General features: G+C 73.3%; 17 protein-coding genes. 4 read left to right on the forward strand and 13 right to left on the reverse strand.

Features of this window, described 5'->3' with window-relative positions:
- Window positions 1-3: 3 nt before the first annotated feature.
- The 5 genes from BUE45_RS11155 to BUE45_RS11175 all read right to left on the reverse strand — a co-directional run bounded on the left by BUE45_RS11155 (window position 4) and on the right by BUE45_RS11175 (window position 5,740).
- Complete coding sequence (locus BUE45_RS11155; protein WP_073378514.1) at window positions 4-609, reverse strand: hypothetical protein; 606 nt, start codon at window positions 607-609, stop codon at window positions 4-6.
- A 139-nt stretch (window positions 610-748) separates the two neighbouring features.
- Window positions 749-2,335: an ABC transporter ATP-binding protein gene (locus BUE45_RS11160; RefSeq protein WP_073378516.1), complete on the reverse strand. Its 1,587-nt coding sequence runs from the start codon at window positions 2,333-2,335 to the stop codon at window positions 749-751.
- A complete protein-coding gene (locus BUE45_RS11165) occupies window positions 2,332-3,222 on the reverse strand; it encodes an ABC transporter permease (protein ID WP_073378518.1) in 891 nt (296 codons plus the stop codon). The genes BUE45_RS11160 and BUE45_RS11165 overlap by 4 nt, the downstream gene beginning before the upstream one ends.
- Window positions 3,219-4,151 (reverse strand): ABC transporter permease, encoded by a 933-nt coding sequence (locus BUE45_RS11170; protein WP_073378520.1) that lies wholly within the window; start codon window positions 4,149-4,151, stop codon window positions 3,219-3,221. The genes BUE45_RS11165 and BUE45_RS11170 overlap by 4 nt, the downstream gene beginning before the upstream one ends.
- Window positions 4,151-5,740, reverse strand: a complete 1,590-nt coding sequence (locus BUE45_RS11175; RefSeq protein ID WP_245832990.1) for an ABC transporter substrate-binding protein — start codon at window positions 5,738-5,740, stop codon at window positions 4,151-4,153. Before BUE45_RS11175 ends, BUE45_RS11170 begins: the two co-directional genes overlap by 1 nt.
- Before the next feature lie 643 nt (window positions 5,741-6,383).
- Between BUE45_RS11175 and BUE45_RS11180 the strand changes: the two genes are divergently transcribed.
- Window positions 6,384-6,908, forward strand: coding sequence for an ATP-binding protein (locus BUE45_RS11180; protein ID WP_073378524.1), 525 nt, complete (start codon window positions 6,384-6,386; stop codon window positions 6,906-6,908).
- 396 nt (window positions 6,909-7,304) lie between these two features.
- On the opposite strand, the gene BUE45_RS11185 is transcribed toward BUE45_RS11180, so the two are convergent.
- The 4 genes from BUE45_RS11185 to hisS all read right to left on the reverse strand — a co-directional run bounded on the left by BUE45_RS11185 (window position 7,305) and on the right by hisS (window position 15,197).
- The gene (locus tag BUE45_RS11185) at window positions 7,305-8,147 is read right to left on the reverse strand and encodes an AMP-binding protein (RefSeq protein WP_073378526.1); all 843 of its coding nucleotides are present in this window, start codon (window positions 8,145-8,147) and stop codon (window positions 7,305-7,307) included.
- Between the two features lie 393 nt (window positions 8,148-8,540).
- Window positions 8,541-11,087: a LuxR C-terminal-related transcriptional regulator gene (locus tag BUE45_RS11190; RefSeq protein WP_245832993.1), complete on the reverse strand. Its 2,547-nt coding sequence runs from the start codon at window positions 11,085-11,087 to the stop codon at window positions 8,541-8,543.
- Window positions 11,088-11,234: 147 nt separating this feature from the next.
- Window positions 11,235-13,691, reverse strand: coding sequence for an ATP-binding protein (locus tag BUE45_RS11195; protein WP_073378530.1), 2,457 nt, complete (start codon window positions 13,689-13,691; stop codon window positions 11,235-11,237).
- A 177-nt stretch (window positions 13,692-13,868) separates the two neighbouring features.
- A complete protein-coding gene (hisS, locus tag BUE45_RS11200; RefSeq protein ID WP_073378532.1) occupies window positions 13,869-15,197 on the reverse strand; it encodes a histidine--tRNA ligase in 1,329 nt (442 codons plus the stop codon).
- 819 nt (window positions 15,198-16,016) lie between these two features.
- Between hisS and BUE45_RS11205 the strand changes: the two genes are divergently transcribed.
- The 3 genes from BUE45_RS11205 to BUE45_RS11215 all read left to right on the forward strand — a co-directional run bounded on the left by BUE45_RS11205 (window position 16,017) and on the right by BUE45_RS11215 (window position 19,503).
- Window positions 16,017-16,637: a GTP-binding protein gene (locus tag BUE45_RS11205; RefSeq protein ID WP_073378534.1), complete on the forward strand. Its 621-nt coding sequence runs from the start codon at window positions 16,017-16,019 to the stop codon at window positions 16,635-16,637.
- A 109-nt stretch (window positions 16,638-16,746) separates the two neighbouring features.
- On the forward strand, window positions 16,747-19,044 hold the full coding sequence (gene secA2, locus BUE45_RS11210; protein WP_073378536.1) for an accessory Sec system translocase SecA2: 2,298 nt from the start codon (window positions 16,747-16,749) through the stop codon (window positions 19,042-19,044).
- 189 nt (window positions 19,045-19,233) lie between these two features.
- Complete coding sequence (locus BUE45_RS11215) at window positions 19,234-19,503, forward strand: DUF6406 domain-containing protein (protein WP_073378539.1); 270 nt, start codon at window positions 19,234-19,236, stop codon at window positions 19,501-19,503.
- Between the two features lie 659 nt (window positions 19,504-20,162).
- Here the strand turns inward: BUE45_RS11215 and BUE45_RS11220 are convergent.
- The 4 genes from BUE45_RS11220 to BUE45_RS11235 form a co-directional block, all read right to left on the reverse strand.
- Window positions 20,163-20,495 carry a hypothetical protein gene (locus tag BUE45_RS11220; protein WP_073378541.1) on the reverse strand — a complete coding sequence of 111 codons (333 nt, stop codon included), beginning with the start codon at window positions 20,493-20,495 and terminating at the stop codon, window positions 20,163-20,165.
- Window positions 20,496-20,943: 448 nt separating this feature from the next.
- Complete coding sequence (locus BUE45_RS11225; protein ID WP_073378912.1) at window positions 20,944-21,855, reverse strand: cytochrome d ubiquinol oxidase subunit II; 912 nt, start codon at window positions 21,853-21,855, stop codon at window positions 20,944-20,946.
- 17 nt (window positions 21,856-21,872) lie between these two features.
- Entirely contained in the window at window positions 21,873-23,129 is a 1,257-nt protein-coding gene (locus BUE45_RS11230) for a cytochrome ubiquinol oxidase subunit I (RefSeq protein WP_073378543.1), read from the reverse strand.
- 146 nt (window positions 23,130-23,275) lie between these two features.
- Window positions 23,276-23,956: a response regulator transcription factor gene (locus BUE45_RS11235; RefSeq protein ID WP_073378545.1), complete on the reverse strand. Its 681-nt coding sequence runs from the start codon at window positions 23,954-23,956 to the stop codon at window positions 23,276-23,278.
- Window positions 23,957-23,958: the final 2 nt, after the last annotated feature.

A 23,958-nucleotide genomic window follows, 5' to 3' on the forward strand; every position in this document is an offset into this window, starting at 1 on the left:
GGGTCAGAAGATCTCGAACACCGTGCAGGTGACCTCGCCCGACAGCGAGGCCGTCCCGGCCAGGTCCACCGTGTTCATGGCGATCTCGGTCAGCATGACCACGTCCTCCGACCGGCTCCACGTCCCGGTCTGGCCGGAGCCGTTGGAGACGCTCAGCCACCCCGGGTGGCTTTCGTTGTCGGGCTGGTCGATGTACAGGGAGCCGGTGCCGTCCGCGGCGACCTGTCCGCTGACCAGGGTGCCGAGTTCGTCGGTCGCCTCGAAGTCCACCAGCTCGGCGGTGCCGGTGCAGGTGGCGTCGTCCATCGTCAGCACGTCGGAGCCGAACTCCGAGGCGGCGTCCCCCGCGGAGGGGCCTGCGCCCTGCCCGTGCAGGCCGATGCCGGCGGACTCCGCCGAGGTGTAGGAGAGGACGAGGTCCACCGCCCCCTCGCCCGCCGCGGCGCCGTCCTGCGCGGGCGACTCCTGCGCGCCCGCGCCGGCGGACTCGGCGGGGGGAGCGGCCTCGCCGCCGGTCCCGGCGCCGTCCTCCGGGGAGGAGCAGCCGGTGGCGAACAGCAGGCAGGCCGCGGCCGGGACCGCGAGGGAGGAGAAGGGGAGACGGGGCATCGGACGCCTTTCGGGACGGGGGAGACGGGGGCCGGGCACGGGAACCGGGAACGGCCGTGCGGTTCCGGCCCGACCAGGGAACCACCCCGCGCCCCCCGCCGCGAACGGCGGGCCGGCGGGCGGACCCGCCGGCCCGGGGTCACCCGGCGGCGGCGCCCGCCTCCGGGGCGAAGTCCGGGGTGTCGGCCAGCAGCGCCCGCGTGTACGCGTGGTCCGGCTCCGACATCACCCGCCCCACCGGCCCGTACTCCACGATCCGGCCCTGCTCCAGCACCGCCACGCGCTGCGCGATGTTCGACACCAGGGCGATGTCGTGGGTGACGAACAGCAGCGCCATCCCCTCGTCCTGGAGGCCGCGCAGCAGCGCCACGATCTCCGCCTGCACCGACACGTCCAGGGCCGAGGTGACCTCGTCGCACACCAGCAGGTCGGGCCCGGTCGCCACCGCGCGGGCGATGCACACCCGCTGGCGCTCCCCGCCGCTGAGCTGCTCGGGGAACCGGTCGGCGTAGGAGGCGGGGAGCGCGGCCCGCTCCAGCGCCAGCGAGACCACGCCGTCGGGGTCGGCGGGGCGGCCCACCAGGTGCGTGTAGGGGCCCAGGACCAGGTCCCGCACCCGCTTGCGCGGGTTGAGCGCCTCGTACGGGTTCTGGAACACGTACTGGACGCGGCGGCGCTGCTCGGCGGTGCGCCGGCGGCCGGGCAGGGGCAGCGGCGCGCCGTCGAACAGCACCTCGCCCGCGGCGCCCCGGTGCAGGCCGGCCACCGTGCGCGCCAGCGTCGTTTTGCCCGACCCCGACTCGCCCACCAGCGCCGTGCACTCCCCGCGGGCCACCGACAGGTCGATGCCCTCCAGCACCCGCGTGCGCCCGTAGCCGGCCGACAGGCCCGACACCCGCAGCAGCTCCCCGTCGCGCTCGGCCTCGGGCACGTCGGTGCGCATCCGGGGCACCGCCGCCAGCAGCGCCCGCGTGTACTCGTGCCTCGGCGACGCCAGCACCCGCGCGGTCGGCCCGTGCTCCACCAGCCCGCCGCGGTACATGACCGCGACCGAGTCGGCCAGCCGGGCGACCACCGCCATGTCGTGGCTGATGTAGATCCCGGCGGTCCCGTAGTCGCGGGTCATCCGCCGCACGGTGTCCAGCACGTGCGCCTGGGTCGTCACGTCCAGGCCGGTGGTGGGCTCGTCCATGACGACCACGTCCGGGCGGCCCACGAACGCCATCGCGATCGCCACCCGCTGCTGCTGCCCGCCCGAGAGCTGGTGCGGGTACCGCCTCAGGAAGGCGGCGTCGTCGGGCAGCGCCACCTCCCGCAGCACCTCGCGCACCCGGGCGTCGGCCCCCTCCGGGGGCACCGCGCCGTCGTGTAGGGCCTCGCGCAGCTGGACGCGCAGGCGCAGCGCCGGGTTGAGCGCCGAGGCGGGCGACTGCGGGATGTAGGCGACCGCCCGGCCGCGCAGGGCGCGCACGCCCCGCTCGTCCAGCGCCGTCAGCTCCCGCCCGGACACCTCCACCCGGCCCCCGGTGATCTCCGTGGCCCGCTTGCGGTGCGCCAGCAGCGCCAGGCCCACCGTGGTCTTGCCCGAACCGGACTCGCCCACCAGGCCCAGGATCTCGCCGCGCCGCACGGTCAGCGACACGTCGCCGACGATCGTCACGTCGGAGGGGCGGCCGATCACGGTCAGGCCCTCCACCGCCAGCACGGTCTCCTCGGACTCCGTCATTTCCCGACCCCCCGGTCGATGCCGATCGCCGCCCGGGACAGCCCGTCGGTGATGAGGTTGGCGCCGATGGTCAGGGTCGCGATCGCGGTCACGGGCAGCAGGACCGCCCACGGCTGCACGAGCATGCCCTGCCGGTTCTCGTTGATCATCAGGCCCCAGTCGGCGGTCGGCGGCTGCAACCCCATCCCGAGGAAGCCCAGCACCGCCACCACGCCGATCGAGTAGGTCAGCCGCAGGCCCAGCTCCACCAGCAGCGGGCCGGTCACGTTGGGCAGGATCTCGAACGCCATGATCCGCCACCGGGGCAGTCCGACGGCCTCCGCCGCCTTCACGTAGTCCTGCTCGACCACGGCACGGGTGGCCTCGCGGATCACCCGCGCCACCCGGGGCATGTGCGACGCCGCGATGACGGCCACGATCAGCCATGTCCGCGGCCCGATGATCGACATCACCAGCAGGGCCGCGATGAGCTGCGGGAACGCCAGCAGCATGTCGTTGACGCGCATGATGGCCTCGTCCGCCCAGCCGCGCAGGTACCCGGCGACCACGCCGACCACCGTCCCGGCCAGCACGCCCAGCCCCGCCGACGCGGCGGCCAGGAGCAGCAGCGTCCACCCGCCCCACAGGAACCGGGTGAGCACGTCCCGCCCGCGGTTGTCCCCGCCGAACACGGTGCCGTCCACCCCGGTCTCGAAGGGGCGGGCCACGAACTCGGTCGGGCTGTAGGGCGCCAGGAGGGGGCCGAGCACGGCGACCAGGACGACGAGCGCGGTCAGGACCACGCCCACCCTGGTCCGGCCGTGGCCCCAGGCGGCGCGGAACAGCCCGCCGCCGCGGCGCCCCCGGGCCGCTCCGGCGGCCAGGTCCTCGATCGGGGGAGCGCTCATCGGGTCACCCTCACCTTCGGGTTGGCGGCCAGGCCGATCACGTCGGCGGCCAGGTTGACGAGGATGTACACCCCGGCGATCAGCAGCACCACGGCCTGCACCAGGGGCACGTCGCGGTTCTCGATGGCGTCCATGAGCACCTTGCCGATGCCGGGGAAGTTGAACAGGAACTCCACGGCCACCACGCCGCCCGCCAGCCACGCCAGCTGGAGGGCCACCACCTGGGCGACCGGGCCGACGGCGTTGGGCAGGGCGTGGCGCACCAGCACCGTCCGCTCGTCCAGCCCCTTGAGCCGCGCCTGCTGCACGTACTCGCTCTCCAGGACCTCGATCATGGTCGCCCGCATCATGCGCACGATCGGCGGGGCGACCGCGAAGGCCAGGGTCAGCACCGGCAGTACCCACTGCTCGGGGCCGCCGTTGCGCGAGTACACCGACGGGAAGAGGTCCAGTCCGCCCGGTCCCAGTGCCAGGATCAGCAGGATGCCGACGACGAACTCGGGGACGGCGGCCGTCACCAGGGTCCCCAGGGACGCGGTGTGGTCGAACGCCCGGTCCCGGCGCAGCGCGCTGAACGCGCCCACGGCCAGGGCCAGCGGCGCGGCGGCCAGCGCGGCCAGGCCCATCAGCGTCAGCGACGCCCCGATGGGGCCGTTCAGCACCTCCGTCACGGGGGACCGGTTGGAGTAGGAGATCCCCAGGTCGCCCCGGACGACCCCCTGGAGCCACTGCGCGTACTGCACGACCAGGGGCTGGTCGAGGTGCAGCTGCTCGCGCAGCGCCGCGACCCGCGCCTCGGTGGCGTCGCGGCCCAGGATCATCAGGGCGGCGTCACCGGGCAGGGCCTGGGTGGCGGCGAACACCGCCACGGACACCGCCCACAGGGTGAGCAGCCCGAAGAACAGGCGAACGGCGACGAGCCGGAACATCACGCGTCCTTCCAGAAGTTCCGGAAGGCGTAGGACCCGAGCGGGTGCCCGGAGACGGCCGGCTCCAGCCCGCCCACGGACGCGTGGTGGGCGTCGAGCAGGTTGACGAAGCCCCAGACGATGTAGCCGCCCTCCTCGTACTCGATCTCCTGGGCCTCGCGGATCAGCTCGTTGCGCGCGTCGAGGTCGGCGGTGCGGCGGGCCTCCTCCAGGTGGCCGAGCCACTCCTCGTGCTCGCCCCACATGGTCTCGTTGTAGGGGGCGCCCACCACCGACCCCTGGGCGGCCTGGGTGATGTAGGGGCGGGCGCTCCAGAAGTCCTGGCCGAAGGGGTAGGGGAAGCCCTCCTCCTCGTTCCAGTACTCGCTGGGGTTGACGCGGCGCAGGTTCACGGTCACCCCGGCCTCGCGGGCCTGCTCCTGGAAGACCTCGGCGGCGGCGACCACGCCCGCGCTGATGTCGGAGGTGACCAGCTCCACCTCCAGGCCGTCCCCGTGCCCGGCCTCGGCGAGCAGCCGCTTCGCCTCGGCGATGTCCTGCTCGCGCTGGGGGAGGTCCTCGGGGTAGGAGGGGTCCATCCGGGCGTACATGTCGTTGCCCACCTGCCCGTACCCGGCCAGGGCCTGGTCGATCATCTCCTGGCGGTCCACGATGAGCCGGAACGCCCGGCGCACCCGCACGTCGTCGAAGGGGGCGGTGTCGACCCGCATGGTGAAGGGCAGCCACATGCCGGTCTCGGACTCCATGATGTCCAGGTCCGGGTTGCCCTCGATGATCGGCACCTGCACGTGCGGCACCTGGGTGATGATGTCGACGCTGCCGCTGTTGAGCGCGTTGACCCGGGCGTCGTCGTCGGGGAAGTCCACGATCTCCAGCTCGTCCGCGTAGGGGAGCCCCTCCTCGTGGTAGCCCTCGTGCCGCTCGAACAGGCTGTACTCGCCCGCCACGAACTCGACCGCCTTGAAGGGGCCGCAGCCCACCGGTTCCCGCGGGTCGTAGTCTTCCGGGACGACGCAGTTGTAGTACTCGGCGAGGGCCTCGGGCAGGGTGACGGTCGGCTCGGTGCAGGGGATGCGCACGGTGAGCCCGTCGACGGCCTCCAGCCCCTCGGCGTCCACCCCGGTGAGGTCCCCGGCCCCGCGCTGGGGGGCGTCCGGGTCCAGGATGCGGCGCAGGGAGTACACCACGGAGTCGGCGGTCACGGGGGAGCCGTCGTGGAAGGTCAGCCCGTCCTTGAGGACGACGGTCCACTCGGTGGCGTCCTCGTCGGGCTCCAGGGAGTCGGCGAGGCAGTTCTCGATGGTGCCGTCGCTGGCGTAGCGGACCAGGGTGGCGTAGAGCGCGAAGTTGCGGGCGATGTCGACGTTGTCGGTGGGGTTGTGCGCGTCGAGTGTGTCGTTGACACCGCCGCCCGCCACGCCCACGCTCAGCCGGCCGCCCCGGACGGGCTCGCCGCCGCCCCCTCCGCCGCCTCCCCCGGAGCCGCCGCAGGCGGCCAGGACGGGGGCGACGGCCGCTCCGGCCGCGGACACCTTGAGCAGGGTCCGGCGGCTGGGGGAGGAGGGGGCGGGATCGGGACGGGACGACACGGGACACCTCACGGGGGTAGGGGACGGCGGGGGCGGACACCGGGCGCGCGGGACGAGAGAGGGCGGCACGGTGTCGACAGAACCTTGTTGTCCCTTCTCACGGGCGTCAAACAACGCCTCCCGCATGCGTTGTCACGGAGGGTGACCATTTGGTCGCGGCTGTGCCGAGGTGGGTACGGAAGCGGTGAAACCCCTGGTCGCGGCGGGTTCGGTGAGGTCTCCGGGCTGTGCTCCGGGGGGTGGTTCCGGGGGTCCGGAACCCCTTCCCCGCACTGCCGGGGCGCACCGGGGTCGTGTCCCGATCGATGTCGAGTGGAGGCGAAAACGTGGTGTTTGAATAGATTATTTTCCGTTTTATGAGGTTCGTTGATTTAATGGTCGATTCGCGGGATTCACTGGAGTCCCCCTCCCCTGGTCGGCGGCCCCGCTCCTGGTCATTGCCAACGTGTTGCATGTCACATGGGTTCGCCTGAGGTCCGGACTGTTTCCTTTGTCTGCATCGGGGAGGACACGTGACGGGGTTTTGTGGCCAATCCCAGGTGCGGCGAAGGAGGGTGTGCTGTTCTGGAGTCGGCACACCCTTGTCTAAGGTGAGTGCAGGCGGCGCAACCCGCGCGCCCGCGCGGGTGATTGGAGTGACCGGATGGCTGAGGCGAGGCAACTCCGGGAATACGTGCCCGCGGAGGTACCCGAGAGCGCGGCGCCCGCGACGATCGAGGACGGCGACCTCACCGGCGGCGCCACCGACCACACCGTGTGGAGCTGTGCGGGCAACCTGACCGCGGTCCGCTCCGTCCGCGCCCGCGTCCGCGACTTCCTCGCCCGCATGGGTCACTCCGAGACCGTCCTGGACGACGCCGAGCTGGCCGTCAGCGAGCTGGCGACCAATGCCCTGCTGCACTCCCGCTCCGGCCAGAGCGGGGGCGTCATGACGCTGTTCATCCGCTCCGACGGCACCCGCCTGCGGGTCGCCGTCGCCGACCAGGGCGAGCGCGCGGGAGAGGGCGGGCACAGCCGCGAGGACGGCGACGACTTCGGCCGCGGCAAGCTCATCGTGGACAGCTGCGCCACCCGCAGCGGCGAGTACTGGAGCGAGGCCACCCACGTCGCCTGGTTCGAGATCGAGGACCCCCGGCCCGGCCTGTCCCTGGCCGACACCGCGCTCTGAGGGCGTCCCTGTCCGAGCGGTGCCGTGCGACCACCGACCTCTGATCCCCCGTGGGGCGGACGCGCTTCTGGTGGGCCGGTGCGGCGGATACGGGCGGGCCCGCATGCCCGTGCTCCGGTCGCGGGTGTGCCGGAGCGGCACGCGCGACCACGCGTTTCGACACCTCTCCGGGGGCGGACGCGCTTCTGGTGGGCCGGTGCGGCGGATACGGGCGGGCCCGCATGCCCGTGCTCCGGTCGCGGGTGTGCCGGAGCGGCACGTGCGACCACGCGTCTCGACCCGCCCCTGTGGGGCGAGCGTGCTTCAGGTGGGCCGCCCCGTGCTCGGGACGGGCGCTCCCGCACGACCGGTCGGCGGATCCCGGACGCGGGCCGCGGGTGCGCGGAGGGGCCCGGCTCAGGCGTGCGGGCCCGGAGCGGCGACCCGCTCGGGCTCGGGGGCGCAGCGCACCGTCACCCGGCGGCCCTCGGGAGCCGGGCAGTCCGTCCCCGCCACCACACAGGCCCCGGTCCACAGCGCCAGCGCCACCAGGGCCGCCCGGGTGGCCTCCTCGCCGTGCTCGTCCACGTACACCACGTCCTCGGCGGTCAGCGACAGCCGCTCGCGCAGCGCCACGAACCGCGCCATGAGGTCGCTGTGCGGGTACAGCGTCGTCAGCAGGCCGGCCCCGGTCTCCTCGTAGCCCAGGATGCCGTTGTCGAACAGCCCCCGCGAGGGGCTGTAGCCGGTGCCGTCCGGGCTGGGCCGGAGCAGGTCCTCGAACGACGTCGTCCCCAGGGCGTCGCCGAACGCGATCACCTGCCGCACCCGGGAGCGGTCGGCCAGTTCCAGCGCGACCGGGACCAGGTCGGCGCTCACCACGAGCAGGCGGGCATCGGTCTCGGTCAGGGCGGCGCACTGCACGTCCGGCTCCGAGAACGGGGACAGGGGCAGGGCGCGCCCGCCCACCGCCATCACGGTGTAGGTGCCCAGGAACCGTTCGGGCGAGACCGGTGCCAGCACGCCCACCACGTCGCCCAGGCACAGGCCCCGGCGGCTCAGCCCGGCGGCGGCGCGTTCCACCGTCGCGGCGAAGGCCAGCGCGTCCACGCGCGACCCCTCACCGCGGATGCTGCCGCCGCGCCCCTGGCGCAGCCGCAGGCGCTCGCACAGGCCGCCGGTCAGCGAGCCGATGGGGTCGTCCCGGCGCGGCAGGTTGCGCCCCGGTCGTCCGGTTCCAGAAGACAGTCCTACCCCCATGGTTTCCCCCAGTTCGCCCTGGTCGCGGTGGTACCGCCGTCCGGGCTCGTCACGCCCCCTCCACGTGGCGAGCCCGGCGGCGCCGCACCGACCGGTCCGAGCGAGGTCCCTCCCCAGGTTCCACCTCGCGCCGGCGCGGGTTCCCACCGGCCCCGGGAATCCTCCCGGGACTGACGGTCCGCCGTGAACCCGGGGGTTCGGCCCGGGCTCGACGGCCGCTGTGGGACCGCTCGCGTCCGCGTCACCGAGGTGCCGCGACCGCTGGCGTCCCATGGCTGGAAGCCTAGCGCGTTCACGGTCGGATGCACATGCATATTGCTATGCAGATGCATATGTAGATTCCATGTGCAGGGGAAATCCACGCCCCCTTCGTGGGGGTTTCGGCGGGAACCGTCAGTCCCGGTCACCATGGCTCTGGATCCATGCCGCGATCTGGGCGCGCGAGTGGAAGCCCATCTTGCGGTTGATGTTGGCGATGTGCCGGGCCGCCGTGGCGGGGCTGATGAACAACACGCGGGCGATCTCCGGGTTGCTCCGCCCCTTGCTCACCAGGCGGGCCACCTCCAGTTCGCGGCGGGTCAGCCGGTCCTGCGGCGGGGTCAGCGGCGGGGGCGGGAGCGGCGCCGCGGGTCTGCGCGCCGGACGGGACGCCCGGGCGGCCGTCCCGCGCGGGGAGCCCCCGGAGGACGCGCTGCGCCGCGACGGCGGCCGGCGCACCTCCTCGGCCAGGCGCTCGGCCTCGCGCACCGCCTCCGCGGTGCTCATCCGGCGCCCCTCCTCCCACAGCGTGACCAGGCGCTTCCTGCGCCGCCGGGTCTTCTCCTCGTCGCCGAACGGCCACGGGGCCTCGGGGACCGACAGGCCTAGCTGCTCGCGCATCTGCACGGCCGCCCCGGCGATCCCGCAGGCCCCGTCGCGCATCCCCACCGCGAAGGCGACCCTGGCGATCGCGACCAGCGCCCGCCCGACCTCGGCGCGCTGCCCGGCCGCGTGGCTCAGCAGGAGCCCCTCGCTCAGGTAGTCGCAGGCCTGCTCCACCCGCTCCTGCGCGTACGCCACCCGGCCGATCCCGGCCAGGCAGCGGGCCTCCTCGGCGGGGGCGCCGATCAGCCGCTGGGTGTCCAGCGCCTCCCGGTAGCACCGGTCCGCGGTCACCAGGTCGCCGCCCAGTTCGGCGGCACGGGCCTGCCCGATGAGGGTGACCCCCACGCCCCAGCGGTGGTCGATCCCGCGCAGCAGCGTGAGCGCCGCGTTGTAGTGCTGGTCGGCGGTCTGGTGGTCGCCCTGCTGGGCGGCCAGCGCCCCCCGGGTGCCCAGGGCGATCGCCTCGCCCCACAGGTCGCCGGACTCCCGGCACAGCCGCAGGGCCTCCTCCACCCGCACCGCCGCCCGGTCGGGCACGCGTTCGCGCACCTCCACCAGGGCCAGCAGGTTGAGGGCGGTGCGCACGAACATCTCGTCGCCGGACTCCCGGCACAGCCGCAGCCCCTCCTCGCCCAGGGACAGCGCCAGCGCGTGGTCGCGGCGCACCCGCGCCAGCTGGGCCCGGCCCACCAGGGCGCGCGCCCGCGAGGGCGCCTTCTCCGCGTCCTCCAGCGCCAGCAGCAGGTCCATGAGGTGGGCGCCCTCGGAGTAGTCCTGGTGGCTCACCCAGTACGCGGCCAGGCTCGACGCCAGCCGCAGCCCCTGCTCGGCCCGCCCCTCCCGGTGCGTCCAGCGCAGCAGGGAGCGCAGCGTGTCGTACTCGGCGAGCACCCGGCGCCGTCCGGCGTCGCGCTCGCTCCAGGGCATGGACCGGCTGGACTCCAGCCGGCGCCCCAGGTCCTCGGTCAGCAGGATCATCCGCTCCAGCAGCCGCTCCCGGAACAGGACGTCCTCACCGGCCTCGGCCAGCCGGTCGGCGGCGAACCCGCGCACCGCCTCGGGCAGCCGGTACCGCAGCCGCCCCTCGAACTCCCCGGTGACGGTGATCAGCGACCGGTCCAGCAGCGAGGCCATCAGGTCCAGCACCTGCTCCCGGGCCAGGCCGCCGTCGGCGCACACCTGCTCGGCCGTCTCCACGTCCCAGCCGCGGAACACCGACAGCCGGCGCAGCAGGATCCGCTCCGGTGCGGGCAGCGCCCGGTACACGAAGTCGAGCACGACCGGCAGCACGTCGCTGCGCGCCACCGCCTGCCCCGGGCCCGGCTGGAACTCGGGCGAGGCCAGGTGCTCGCGCAGCCCCCGGGCCAGGGTGTCGGGACCGGCGCCCGGAGCGCTCCCACCGAGGACCTCGATGCCCAGCGGTACGCCGCCCGCCAGGTCGCAGAGCACCGCCACGGTCTCCAGCTCCGGCCGGGACGGGTCGAAGCGCTGGTCGCGGATGCGGGCCCTGTCCAGGAACAGCCGCACCGCCTCGGAGTCGGCGGGGTCCGGGGGAGGGCCGTTGCGCGAGGCCACCGGCAGCGCCATGGGCGTCATCCGCCACACGGTCCCGCCCGGCAGCCGGAGCGGGTCCAGGGCGGTGAGCAGGATCGACACCCCCGGGCAGGAGGCCAGCAGGGTCTCGCCGATCCGGGTCACCGCGTCCGCGACGTGGTCGCAGCCGTCCAGCACCAGCAGCAGCCGCCGGTCGCGCAGCGCCTCGGCCACGGTCGTCCCCAGCGGCTGCCCCGGCTCCTCCACCACGCCCACCGCGTGCGCCACCCGGGCGTGGACCTCCAGCTCGGTGTGCGTGTCGGCCAGGTCCGCGGCCCACACCCCGTCGGGGAAGGAGGCGGTGGACTGCTCGGCCACGCGCAGGGCCAGCCGGGTCTTGCCGATCCCGTCGGTGCCGCACAGCGTCACCGAACGGCTCGACTCCAGCAGGCGGAGCAGGCTGCTCAGGTCCCGCTCGCGGCCCACGAAGCCGGTGCCCGGCCGAGGGAGGTTGTGCCGCGCGGGCGCGGTCAAAGGTGCCATGGCCTTCACATGTCGGGGCGGTCGGGGGAGGTCCTCACCGTGGTGGGGTTCGCTGGCAAGGGGACGGCATCGTAGGGGGCGGTCGGAATCTCTGTCTTAGCGTCTGTACGCGCCGTGTGCAAGTGCGGTCGGAGCGCGCCGGGGTGTTCATGTCCGATCCCGGGCCGAAGCCCAGCCGGTCAGCTGGGTCCGGGAGGAAATGGAGAGTTTTCTGAAGATGTTCGCGATATGTCGGGCTGCGGTGGCCTGACTGATCGTGAGCCGGTCGGCGATCTCCCTGTTGGACAGGCCCTGCTCGGCGAGTTCGGCGATCTCCCGCTCACGCGGGGTGAGGGTGACCGGTTCGGCGGGGCGGTCCGAGGCGCGCGGGAAGGCCAGGGCGCGGTCGCGCACCTGCTCCAGCGGCAGGGCCCGCCAGGCGTTCCACGCGTCGGCGGTGCGGGTGGGGCCCACCCGCCGCTCCACGGCCGCCCGCAGCCGCATGGTCTCGGCCGAGGGGCGGTCCAGCGCCGTCCTGAGGTCGGCCGCCACGCCGGCCAGGGCGGCGGCCCGCTCGGACTCCTCCTCCGCCAGCGCCAGCTCGCCCAGGGCCTCCAGCGCCCGGGCCACCGCGATGCGCTGTCCGGAGGTGAAGCTCACCCGCAGGCAGGAGGCCAGCGGCTCGCGCGCCGGGAGGATGTGCCCCTGCGCCAGGTAGAGCCGCCCGAGCTCGCGCGAGCAGTGCGCGATGGCCGGGGCCGCGCCCAGCTCTTCGAACACCGCCAGGGACTCGGCGAACAGCTCCCGGGCCCGCTCGAAGTCGCCGCGCTCGGCGTCGATCGACCCCAGCACGTGCAGGCAGCGCGCCACGCTCCACCGGTCGTTGAGCTTCTCGCCCAGCGCGATGCAGTGCCGCAGCAGCTCCACGGCCCGGTCGGGCTCCCCGCGCCGCCGGGCCAGCTGTGCCAGCACGCCCAGGGCGGTGGTCTCGGTGAGCGGGTCGCCGTCCTGCTCGGCCCAGGCCAGGGCGCGCTCGGCGTGCAGGCGGCCCTCGTCCAGGGCGTTGGTGCGCAGCGCCAGCGCCGCCATGGTGGCCAGCGCGGAGGCCGCGGCCCCGGCCTCCCGGCAGGCGCGCGCCGCCTCCAGCGCGCACATGGCCAGCGTCGACACCCGCGGCGCCACGTCCAGGTCCAGGCGCAGCTCCGCCTGGAGCGCCAGCGCGCGGGCCCGCAGCCGGGGCGACTGCTCGTCGGGGTCGGTGGCCAGCACCGACTCCAGGATCCGCCCGCCCTCGGCGGCCAGGTCGCGCACCAGCCAGTAGGGGCGCAGCGCCACGCACACCCGCAGCGCCTCGTCCACCCTTCCCTTGGAGAGCGCCCACCGCACCACCCGGGCGTGGTTCTCCCGGTGGTGGTCGAGCAGGCGGAAGTGGGCCAGCCGCTCCGCCCAGGACAGCGGGGACCGCGAGCCCTCCGCGGCCTCCTCCAGCCGGGTGACGCAGAAGTCCAGGTACCGGGACCACCGCTCGTCCTCGCCGCCCTCCGCGGCCAGGTGCTCGGCGGCGTAGGCGCGCACGGTCTCGGTGAGCCGGTAGTGCGCGGTGCCCTCGATCTCGGCGTCCACCATGATGAGGGACTTGTCCAGCAGGGAGAAGTGCAGCGGCAGGATGTCGCCCGCGTCCACCCCGTCGCCCGCGCACACGTCCTCGGCGGCCTCCCGGTACCAGGTGCCGAACACCGACAGGCGGTGCAGCAGTGCCCGCTCCGGGCCGCTCAGCAGGTCGTGGCTCCACTCCAGGACCGCCCGCAGCGTGCGCTGGCGCGGCGGCAGGGCGCCGGAGGACCCGTCGCTGGTGAGCAGCTGGAACCGGTCGTCCAGGCGGCGCAGGATCTGCTGCACCGACAGCACCCGCACCCGCGCCGCGGCCAGCTCGATGGCCAGCGGCATGCCGTCGAGCAGCCGGCAGATCTCGGCGATGTGGCCGGAGTTCTCCCGGGTCATCTCGAACCCGGCGCGGGCGGCGTGCGCCCGGGTCACGAACAGCCGCACCGACTCGTAGCGCTGGGCGTCCCGCCGGGGGAGCGGCGCCGGGTCGGCGGAGTAGGGGTCGGTGGGGGTGGGCCGGGCGGGCAGCGACAGCGGCGGCACCCGCCAGATGCTCTCCTCCTGGACGTGCAGCGGCTGGCGGCTGGTGGCCAGGACGCGCACCCGGGGGCAGTCGCGCAGCACCGCGCGGCACAGCCGCCCCACCGCGTCGACCGCGTGCTCGCAGGTGTCCAGGAACAGCAGCAGGCTCTGGGTGCGCAGCGCGGTGATGACCGCCTCGGTCATCGTGCGGCTGTCGTCCTCGACCGCCTGGAGGACCCCGGCCACGGCGCGCAGCACCTGGTCCTCGGTGGTGGCCTCGCTCAGGTCCACGAAGCGCACGCCGTCGGGGAACCGGCGCATCACGCGCTCGGCCAGGTGCAGGGCCAACCTGGTCTTGCCGATCCCGCCGGTCCCGGTCAGCGTGACCATCCGGGCGGTGCCCAGCAGGCGGCCCAGGTCGACGATGTCGCGTTCACGGCCGACGAAGCGGATGAACTCGCCGGCGGACAGGGGCAGGTTGTGGCGAGGAGGAGACATGGCCTCGATTACTAGGACACCGAACGGCCCGCGGCGCGGGTCCGTCCGGACCCGGGACCGCGGAGAACAGCCGCGACCAGTGTCGCACTTCTCCCCGCGGTCTGTCCCGGGAATGGCCGGTTCCGGCACGAGCGGTCGGAAACCGCCCATGCCGGTCGCATCCGCGTCGCGGACCGACTACTCTGTGCGGTCCCCCGGCGACCAGGTGGAGGGGTCTGCCGCGGCCTGCTCACCGCTCCCCATGTCCTTGACCTCGTGGCCGCCGTCCTCGCCGAAAGGCGGGAACCACACGAAGGGGATGCCCTTCTTGGACGCGTACTGGATCTGCTTGCCGACCTTGGCGGCGGAGTGGAACACCTCGGTGTTGAACCCGCGCGAGCGCAGCAGCTCGCCCACCGCCAGCGCCTCGCGGCGCCGCTCGGCGGCGGGCACCACGACCATGACGTCGGTCGGGCAGATCCGGCCGCCCTGGATCCTGCCCTCGGCCACGAGCTTGGCGAAGATCCGGGTGAGGCCGATGGAGATGCCCACCCCCGGCAGCCTGCGGCGGATGAACTGCCCGGCCAGGTCCTCGTAGCGGCCGCCCGCACAGATGCTGCCGTAGCCGGGGTCGTCGTCGAAGGAGGCCTCGTAGACCGTGCCGGTGTAGTAGTCCAGCCCGCGGGCGATCGACAGGTCGGCGACCACCGCGCCCTCGGGCAGGTCGGCCAGGTCGTCCAGGACGAACGCCAGCTCCTCCAGACCCTCCTCCAGCAGCGGTGAGGACACGCCCAGCGCCCGCACCCGCCCGGGCACCTCGGCGCCCGTGCCGCGCACGCGCGCCAGCGCCAGGCAGGCGTCGGCCTGCCCGGCGGTCAGGCCGCCGCCGGTGAGGATCTCCCGGACGCCGTCGTCGCCGATCTTGTGGAGCTTGTCCACGGCGCGGATCACCGCGACCGGGTCCTCGACCCCCAGGCCCTCGTAGAAGCCCTGGAGCACCTTGCGGTTGTTGACGTTGAGCGTCCAGGCCGGCAGGTCCAGCCCGCTGAGCACCCGGTGCACGATGCGCGGCAGCTCGGCGTCGAAGTGCAGCGGCACGGAGTCGACGTTGATGACGTCGATGTCGCACTGGGTGAACTCGCGGGAGCGGCCCTCCTGCGGCCGCTCGCCCCGCCACACGCGCTGCATCTGGTAGCGCTTGAACGGGAACGTCAGCTCGTTGAAGTGCTGGGCGACGTAGCGCGCGAAGGGCACGGTCAGGTCGAAGTGCAGCCCGAGCCGGGCGTCGCTGTCGTCCTTGGGGTCCGCCTGGAGCCGGTGCAGGGTGTAGACCTCCTGGGAGGTCTCGCCCTTGGCCGTCAGCACGTCCAGGCTCTCCACGGACGGGGTCTCCACCGACGCGAAGCCGAAGGACTCGAATCCGGCGCGGATATGGTCCAGCCAGTGCTGCTCCACGGACCGGACCCGGGGGGTCCACTCGGGGAAACCGCTGATCGGGGCTGGACGGACGACGCGCTGATCGGACATGCGGAGTTCTCGGCTCCCTGAAAAGTAGGACGGGTGTGCGCTCGCGCGGGGGGCTTCGGATGCGGCCCGCGCCGCGCAGGCGCTCCCATCCTAGATCGTGTCGGGCGGGTGCCGCCCGTGATCCGCGGCGCCGGGCGCGCGCGGGGGTCCCGCCGGGGCGCGGGGCCGGGGGGCGGGCCGCCCGCCCGGGCCGGCCCGGGCTCCGGGTGACGGGCTCCGGGCACGGCCGCCACCGGCCCACGTGGACGGTTGTGGGCCGGTGGGGCTCCGGCGGAGGTCGGGCGCGGCCGCCCCGACGTCGAAGAGCGGGACGTCGGTTCACCGGACGCGCGTCCGGGACGCCGCCGACGGCTCCCGCGGTGCGGTCGGGTGCTCGTGCCAGGAGTCGGTTCCGCGACCGCGTGCATCGTTGCGGGTGCCGTGCCCCCACCGTAGACGCCGCGGGCGGTGTCGGACAGGGATCGGCGCGGCCGAAAGCGGCCGAAAACGGCCGCTCACAATGTCGTAAAGTCCGGCGCCCGGGGTAGAGTTCTGTGCTTACCTGGTCACTCTGGGTTCCCCCGCGGGGGGACGGATCGCCATCGGGCTCCACGGGCGCCGCGGTGGTCTTTCGTGCTGTCCGGGGCCCCGGCCCCGAACAGTGTGAGAAAGCGGACCCGCGCGGCCACTGTGCCAAAACGCCGTCCAAAACGGCCGTCCGGTGTTAGGTTCCAGGGGCGGCGAACCTGCGGGGGTTCGGACCCGGGAACGCCGTGCCCCTCGGAAGACCGGGCCGCACTCGCCCGTCCGGCCCCGGCACTCTCGCTAGGACATGTGACTGTGATAGATCCAGCCAACACCACGAACGACGTTCAAGCACCCGGTGCACTGTCCACGAAGATCATCATCGCCGGGGGATTCGGCGTCGGCAAGACCACGTTCGTCGGCGCCGTCTCGGAGATCCCCCCGGTGCGGACCGAGGCGGCCGTGACCGCCGCCAGCGCCGGGGTCGACGACCTCTCCCACACGCCGGACAAGCAGACCACGACCGTGGCCATGGACTTCGGCCGCATCTCGCTGGACACCGACCTGACCCTGTTCCTGTTCGGCACGCCCGGCCAGCAGCGCTTCTGGTTCATGTGGGACGACCTGGTGCGCGGGGCCCTGGGGGCGGTCATCCTGGCCGACACCCGCCGCCTGGAGGACACCTTCCAGGCCCTGGACTACTTCGAGCGCCAGTACCGGCTGCCGTTCGTCGTGGCGATCAACGAGTTCGACCCCGAGGCGTCGATGTACACCGCCGAGGACCTGCGCGACGCGCTCGACCTCACCCCCGACGTCCCGGTCGTGCCCTGCGACGCCCGCGACCGCAGATCCGTGGTCCGGGTCCTGGTCACCCTCGTCAAGCACGCCATGGCGGTGGAGGCCCGCCAGCGCAGCGGGCACCAGCTCGTCAACTGATCCCGAGGCCGACCGGCCGCCCCGCTCGCGCGGCCGGTTCTCGAACGTGCCCGTTCGGGGGTCTTGTGGGGTGTGTGTCCGGCGTTACCCTGTGGTGGTGTTCGGACGAATGGCGGAAAGCGTGCGCCGTCTGCTGGGTAAGCCCGGCGCGGTGGATCTGCGGCCTTATACCAAGCTCCTGTCGGCTATCGAGGCCGAGGAGGATGGTCTGCGCGAGCTCGACGACGCCGAGCTGACGGACAAGGCCATCGAACTCGGCACCGGCGACCTCCCCTACGGCCGCGACGACCTCGTGTCGCTGTGCGCCGTGGGACGCGAGGCCGCCCGGCGCTCCCTCGACGAGCGCCCCTTCGACGTTCAGATCCTGGGCGTCATGGCGCTCCTCGACGGCCACGTGGCCGAGATGGCCACCGGTGAGGGCAAGACCCTGACCGGCGCCCTGGCCGCCGCGGGCTTCGCCCTGCGCGGCCGCCGCGTCCACCTGATGAGCGTCAACGACTACCTGGCCCGCCGCGACGCGGAGTGGATGAAGCCGCTCTACGACATGCTCGGCGTCACCGTCGGCTGGATCACCGAGGAGTCCACCACCGGGCAGCGCCGCGAGGCGTACTCCTGCGACGTCACCTACGCCCCGGTCAGCGAGCTGGGCTTCGACGTCCTGCGCGACCGCATGGTCACCGACATCGCCGACCGGGTGGTCCCCGAGCCGCACATCGCCATCATCGACGAGGCCGACTCCGTGCTCGTCGACGAGGCCCGCGTGCCGCTGGTCCTGGCGGGCGCGGCCGAGCGGGTCGACGCCGACGTCGAGATGGCCGACATCGTGCGCACCCTCAAGCCCCGGATGCACTACGAGATCGACGGCGAGGGCCGCAACGTCCAGCTCACCGACGCCGGGATCGACGCGGTGGAGAAGGCGCTGGGCGGGGTCGACCTGTACGCGGAGGAGGAGTCCTCCCTGCTGCCGCAGGTCAACCTGGCCCTGCACGCCCAGGTGCTGCTCCAGCGCGACGTCCACTACGTGGTGCGCGACGGCGAGGTCCGGATCATCAACGAGTCCCGCGGCCGCATCGCGCTGCTCCAGCGCTGGCCCGACGGCCTCCAGGCGGCGGTCGAGGCCAAGGAGAAGGTCGCGGTCAGCGAGACGGGCGAGGTGCTGGACTCCATCACCGTCCAGTCGCTGATCCTGCGCTACCCGACCCGGGCCGGGATGACCGGCACCGCCATGTCCGTGGCCGAGCAGCTGCGCGAGTTCTACGAGCTCGAGGTCGCGGTCATCCCCTCCAACAAGCCGAACGTCCGCGAGGACCACGGCACCCACCTCTTCGCCACCCGCGAGGAGAAGGAGGACGCCCTCGTCGCGGAGGCCGAGAAGGTGCACGCCACCGGGCGGCCCCTCCTCATCGGCACCCAGGACGTCGCCGAGTCCGAGAGGCTCGCCGAGCGGCTGCGCAAGGCCAGCCTGGAGTGCGTGGTCCTCAACGCCAAGAACGACGCCGACGAGGCCGCCGTCATCGCGGAGGCGGGCACCCACGGGGCCGTCACGGTCTCCACCCAGATGGCCGGGCGCGGCACCGACATCCGCCTGGGCGGCAGCGACATGGCCGACCGGGACCGGGTGGTCGAGGCCGGGGGCCTGTACGTGATGGGCTACGGCCGCTACCCCAGCAGCCGCCTGGACGGCCAGCTGCGCGGCCGTGCCGGACGCCAGGGCGACCCTGGTGACTCGGTCTTCTTCGTCAGCATGGACGACGACCTGGTGGTCAACAACGCCACGGAGACCTCGGGCTTCACCACCGACGACCGCGGCGAGGTCACCGACCCGGCCTGGCTGTCCATGGTCGACCACGCCCAGCGGGTGGCCGAGGGGCAGCTGCTGGAGGTGCACCGCAACACGTGGCGCTACAACCAGCTCATCGACGTGCAGCGGGACGTGGTCCTGGAACACCGCGAGCTGGTCCTCAGCGGCGACGAGGGCGACCGGCACATCAGGAAGGACCGGTCGGAGAGGCACGCGGAGCTGGTCGAAGAGGTGGGGGAGGAGGCGGTCGCCGACGCCGCCCGGCTCATCACCCTGTACCACCTGGACCGCGGCTGGACCGACCACAACGCGTTCCTCTCGGAGCTGCGCGAGGGGATCCACCTGCGCTTCCTTGGCCGCCGGGACCCGCTGGACGAGTTCAACCGCGACGCGGTCCCGGTGTTCAAGGGCTTCCTGGACGGCGCCCGCGCGCGGGCCGCGGAGAGCTTCGAGGAGCTGGAGGTCCGGGACGGCGCCCTGGACGTGTCCGAGGTCGGCGTCAAGCGCCCGTCGATGACGTGGACGTACATGGTCCACGACCACCCGTTCAGCTCCGCCCTGGAGGCGGTCGCCGGACGCATCAAGGGGCTCATGGGGAACCGGTAGTTCCCCGGGGTTCGGCGCCCTTGTTTTGCCACTGCGGGTCGGGACTTTGGTCCCGGCCCGCACTTACTTTTGTCGGCTACTCTTCTAAAAAGCCTCCGTGAGGCTGGAATCGCCATGCACAATTGACCCGTACGGGTTAACATGGCTGAGTTTTCCAGGGAATCCGAGACGGTTGGGACAGAAACTGCTGTGGTCCACGAAATCGGCGCGCAGGAAAAGATCAGTTACGGACGCAACGACCGCTTCCTCGGTGGTCCGGTGGGCGGCGGCCAGTTCTGGATCGACGACGACGGCCGGGCGGTCGCCAAGATCGGCGGCCCCAAGGAGTGGAGGCCCACTCCGATGATCGACGTCCGGGTGGGCGACGTTTTCAGCGTCGGCGGTCAGGTGTGGAAGGTCACCGATATCGTCGACGCCGACTCACCGTCCGCCCACCTGCTGGCCACGCGTATTAGTTGAGAACACCCCCGCGGACGGAGTCCGGAGGGATCCCCCGTGTTTGCTTGGGCTGGGAATCGCAACCTTGCGCAACCTTTCTGAAAAGGTCGTCCGGGGTGGCGGTTCCCGGTTTTTCATGTGCGGGCGTATTCGCCCGGTGAGCGTCCGGTGACGTTCCGCCCCGACGTAGCCCCAGGTCACCGCGGGCTTTTCGGCGCCTTCCGGGGAATCGAGACGCTCCGGTTATCTGATGGGGGTGTCCGATGCGGCGCGGTGTCGTTAACGTCGTTCTTACAGGGTGCGCCCCGGTTCCGGGACGCCGCGCCCGTTGCCCCGTGGTCGGTCCCAGGGGCTGTCCCCCGCCCCTGGGCCTGACCTTCCCCCGCCGGCCGGGAGCCTTCCCCGCCCCACCCGTTTCCCCCTCCGGGGGGCGGCCCTGCCCGTCTCCGGACCAGAAACCCATAACCGGTTCCAGTCTCTGGGTTTGCAAAGATTCCGTGCGAATGCTGGGATGCGCGCGCTCCAGAGGGCTTGCATTAGAACGTGTTTCAGTATTACGCTCGGTTCATGCCCGGTCCGGGCGCCCGGTGGTTCGGTCACCGGACGCCGAGTACGGCCGGTGAGGACCGCCGCCCGTCGGCAGCCGGATCGCGCCCCGGCTCCGGCGGGCGGCGTCCGTCTCACCCCGGCAGTCGGGAGATCTCCTCGAAGGTGGGGCAGGGCCACGCCCGCCCGCACCCCGCGCACGGTGCGCCCTCCCCGTCCCCGGGGTGGTGCAGCCGCAGCAGCTCCGCGCACACCGCCGCCAGGGCCGCCACCTCGTTGCGCGCGTTCGCGTAGAAGGCCACGTCGTTGATCCGGGACAGCGGTCTCTCGGAGCCGCCCCTCGGTATCCCGACCGTGTCGGGCTCCCAGGGGACCGCCCGGGCCGAGCGCTCCTGGATGCCCTGGACGCACCGGAGCAGCCTCGCGTGCTCGGTGGCACTCCCTTTCGTCGGCCTGGTGAGCGGCATCGCCGATCTCCCCCCAACGGGTGGATGCGCAGCTACATCTGGTAACACAGCGTATACCCATCGTCGCGCAATGTCGCGAAACGGGAGAGCGGTGCACAGGGGGGCGGGCTGCCCCCAAGGGGAGGGGCAGCCCGCCGGGAAGGGGGTGCGGAGCGGGGTCCGGTCTCAGCCGCAGCTGCCGCCGCAGGCGCACGAGCCGCCGCTCTGGCAGCCGCAGCCGCAGCCCGAACCGCAGCTGCAGGCGCTCGGGGGAGCGGTCAGGGGGTGGGTCATGATCCCTCCTCGGATCGGTCCGAAGTCCGGTCCACCGCGCCCGGGCGGCGCGGTTCCCGACACATGACCTGCCCGTGACCGGGCTTGCCCAATCCGGGACGGTCCCATCGACGAATCCTTACCGACACGCCCGTGTCCCGCCAGGCCCGTCGCCACAGGCCCGGCGGGTCCCGCCTCAGGCGAAGAACCCCGGGGCCGGGCTCGGGCGGCGTGTCATTCGGTAGAGCCAAACCTGGCCGATGAGCATGACCGGAATTGCGGGTGTCAGCACCGACCAGACCAGCACCGCTGTCGCCTCCGGGATCGGCGCCACCGGAAGGCCGCCCGCCACCGCGACCAGCACGCCCGGCACGGCGATCGCCACCGCGGAGGTGTGCCGGGACAGCATGGGCCCGGACAGGCCCGCGGTCGCCGCCAGGCAGGCCGCCAGCAGCACGGCCGGGAGCAGCGCCGCCGGGCCCACCCCCGCCACCGGGACGGCGGCCGCCGCCGTCACCAGGCAGCCGGCCAGGGCGGCGGCCGCGATCCGGCGGGTGTCCCGGGCGGCGACGTCCGCGCTCTCGGCGTCGGACTCGCCCACCAGCCGCTCGGCGCCGAAGGCCGCGCCCCGCAGCGCGAACAGCGCCGCCACCGTCAGCGCGCACGGCACGGTGAACAGGGTGGCCCCCGCATCCCCGGCGATCAGGGCCGCCAGGATCCAGCCCCAGGACAGCGCCAGCGTCCAGCTGCCCGCCACCACTGCGCCGTCCCACAGCGCGGCCCACGCCGCACCCGGCACCCGCGAGCGCAGCCACAGCCCCGCGTCGCGCACCAGCAGCCCGGCCGCCAGCGCCGGCAGCACCGGCCACAGCCGCTCCACCACGTGGTGCTCCACCGACGGGAACATCCCGGCCAGCACCCCGACCAGGGCGACCAGCCACACCTCGGTGGCCAGGAAGTACGGGGCGATCGCGGCCACCACGCGGCGCCGCTGCCCGGGGCCGCGCGCCACGCGCGGCATCAGCATGCCCAGTCCCACGTCGGCCCCGGCCAGCACCAGGTAGCCCACGACGAACAGCACGAGCAGAAGAGAAGACAGGACGTCCAACATGGCACGGCTCCGGTTCAGAGGGCGGGTACGCGGGCGGGGTCCTGCTCCGGGGCGTCGTCGCGGTGCTCGGCCAGCGGACCGCCCCCGGGTCCGCGCCGGGCGAACCGCACCAGCAGCCACCAGGTCGTGGCGGCCAGCCCCGCGAACGCGGCCGTGAACAGCCCGAAGGAGACCGCCGCGGCGGCCGGCGACATCGGGGTCACCGCGTCCGCCGTGGTCAGGTGGTGCACGACCGTCCACGGCTGGCGGCTGGTCTCACGGAACACCCACCCGGCCACGCTCGCCAGGTAGGGAAGGAAGGGCAGGGCGGCCAGCGGGTACAGCGGCCACCGGACCGCCCGCACGCGCCCGGAGAAGCGGGCCGCCAGCAGCCCCAGCAGCAGGAGCGGTCCCAGGAAGAACATCAGCGACCACAGCCCCATCATGAGGATGTCCGCGGTCGCCCCGACGGCGGGGTGGATCCCGCTCCCGGCGGCCTCGACCGCCTCGATCTCCGCCGCGGTGTAGGTCTGGCCGCTGGTCGGCGGGTCCTGGCCGAACAGCTGGAACTGCACCCCGCCGAAGGCCGCCACCGGGATCGGCACGAGGCACATCACCAGCGCCCCGTACCCCATGCCGCGCGAGAACATCCGCTGCGGGTCGTTCCCGCGCCGCAGGTGGTGGGCGCTCGTCGCGATGACCACCGCGGCGCCCACCAGCAGGGAACCGGTCACGACGTGCCCGAACGCCATGGTCGCCGCCGGGTTCGCCAACAGGGCGGCCGGGTCGGTCAGGTGGGCGACGCCGTCCTCCATCTCGAAGCCCACCGGGTTGCGCAGGAACCCGTTGGACACCAGCACCCACCAGGCCGACAGGTACGCCGTCGCGGTCACCACGGCGAAGCACGCCAGGTGCGCCCAGCGGCCCATGCGCTCCCACCCGAAGATCCACAGCCCCAGGAACGTGGACTCGATGAAGAACGCCGTCATCGTCTCCAGGGCGAGCGGCGCCCCGAAGGAGTAGCCGTACATCTCCTGGAGGCCGCTCCAGTTGAGCGCCAGCTGGAGCTCCATGACCAGCCCGGAGAGCACGCCCATGCCGTAGTTGACCAGGTACAGCCCGCCCCAGAAGCGGACCGCGGACATCCGCTCCCGGTCACCGGAGAGGGCGGCCCGCAGCTGGGCGGTGAGGATGTAGGGCGCCAGGCCCAGGGTGAGGGCCACGAACATGTAGTGCGTCGCCGCCGTGAACGCGAACTGCAGCCGCGCCAGGAGGAGGGGGTCGTCGAACATCGCAGGGCCTCGTGATCGTCGTCGGGAACCACGAGAAGCATCCGGTGCGGGTCCGGTCCGGGACATCGTCCCGGGGAGGGCTTTCGCCCGCCTCCTCCCGGGGTAGCCGGGCGCGGGGCCCTACTCCCCGGGGGCTAGGGGGACCCCTAGGGGGCCTGGTCCCCGCTCCAGCCCGGGGAGACGAGCGCCGACTCGTAGGCCAGCACGACCAGCTGCGCCCGGTCCCGCACCCCGAGCTTGACCATGGACCGGCTGACGTGGGTCTTGGCGGTGGCGGGGCTGAGCACCAGCTCCGCGGCGATCTCCTCGTTGGACAGCCCGCGGCCCACCAGCGCCACCACCTCCCGCTCCCGGTCGGTGAGGCCGTTGAGCCGCGGCGAGGGCCGGGGGGCCCGGCGGCGGTTCTTCGTGTAGTCGGCGATCAGCCGCCGGGTGATCCCGGGGGAGAGCAGGGCCTCGCCGCCGTGCACCACGCGCACGGCCTGGAGGAGGTCGCGCGGCTCGGTGTCCTTGACCAGGAACCCGCTCACCCCCGAGCGCAGCGCCTCGAAGATGTACTCGTCCAGGTCGAACGTGGTGAGGATGATGATCCTGGTCCCCGCCAGGGAGGGCTCGGCGATGATCCGCGCGGCGGCCGCCAGCCCGTCCTCCCCGGGCATGCGGATGTCCATCAGGACCACGTCGGGGCGCTCGGCGCGGGCCAGCCGCACGGCCTCGCCGCCGTCGGCGGCCTCGGCCACCACCTGGATGTCGTCCGCGCTGTCCAGCAGGGCGCGAAAGCCGGCGCGCACCAGCGCCTGGTCGTCGGCCAGCAGTACCCGGATCACCG

The organism is Nocardiopsis flavescens (genome assembly GCF_900141985.1).
In the GTDB taxonomy this organism is placed as follows: Bacteria; Actinomycetota; Actinomycetes; order Streptosporangiales; family Streptosporangiaceae; genus Nocardiopsis; species Nocardiopsis flavescens.

Coding starts and splice junctions, on each gene's coding strand:
- BUE45_RS11155 (WP_073378514.1), bottom strand. CDS start 609: ATGCCCCGTCTCCCCTTCTCCTCCCTCGCGGTCCCGGCCGCGGCCTGC.
- BUE45_RS11160 (WP_073378516.1), bottom strand. CDS start 2,335: ATGACGGAGTCCGAGGAGACCGTGCTGGCGGTGGAGGGCCTGACCGTG.
- BUE45_RS11165 (WP_073378518.1), bottom strand. CDS start 3,222: ATGAGCGCTCCCCCGATCGAGGACCTGGCCGCCGGAGCGGCCCGGGGG.
- BUE45_RS11170 (WP_073378520.1), bottom strand. CDS start 4,151: ATGTTCCGGCTCGTCGCCGTTCGCCTGTTCTTCGGGCTGCTCACCCTG.
- BUE45_RS11180 (WP_073378524.1), top strand. CDS start 6,384: ATGGCTGAGGCGAGGCAACTCCGGGAATACGTGCCCGCGGAGGTACCC.
- BUE45_RS11185 (WP_073378526.1), bottom strand. CDS start 8,147: ATGGGGGTAGGACTGTCTTCTGGAACCGGACGACCGGGGCGCAACCTG.
- BUE45_RS11190 (WP_245832993.1), bottom strand. CDS start 11,087: ATGGCACCTTTGACCGCGCCCGCGCGGCACAACCTCCCTCGGCCGGGC.
- BUE45_RS11195 (WP_073378530.1), bottom strand. CDS start 13,691: ATGTCTCCTCCTCGCCACAACCTGCCCCTGTCCGCCGGCGAGTTCATC.
- hisS (WP_073378532.1), bottom strand. CDS start 15,197: ATGTCCGATCAGCGCGTCGTCCGTCCAGCCCCGATCAGCGGTTTCCCC.
- secA2 (WP_073378536.1), top strand. CDS start 16,747: ATGGCGGAAAGCGTGCGCCGTCTGCTGGGTAAGCCCGGCGCGGTGGAT.
- BUE45_RS11220 (WP_073378541.1), bottom strand. CDS start 20,495: ATGCCGCTCACCAGGCCGACGAAAGGGAGTGCCACCGAGCACGCGAGG.
- BUE45_RS11230 (WP_073378543.1), bottom strand. CDS start 23,129: ATGTTCGACGACCCCCTCCTCCTGGCGCGGCTGCAGTTCGCGTTCACG.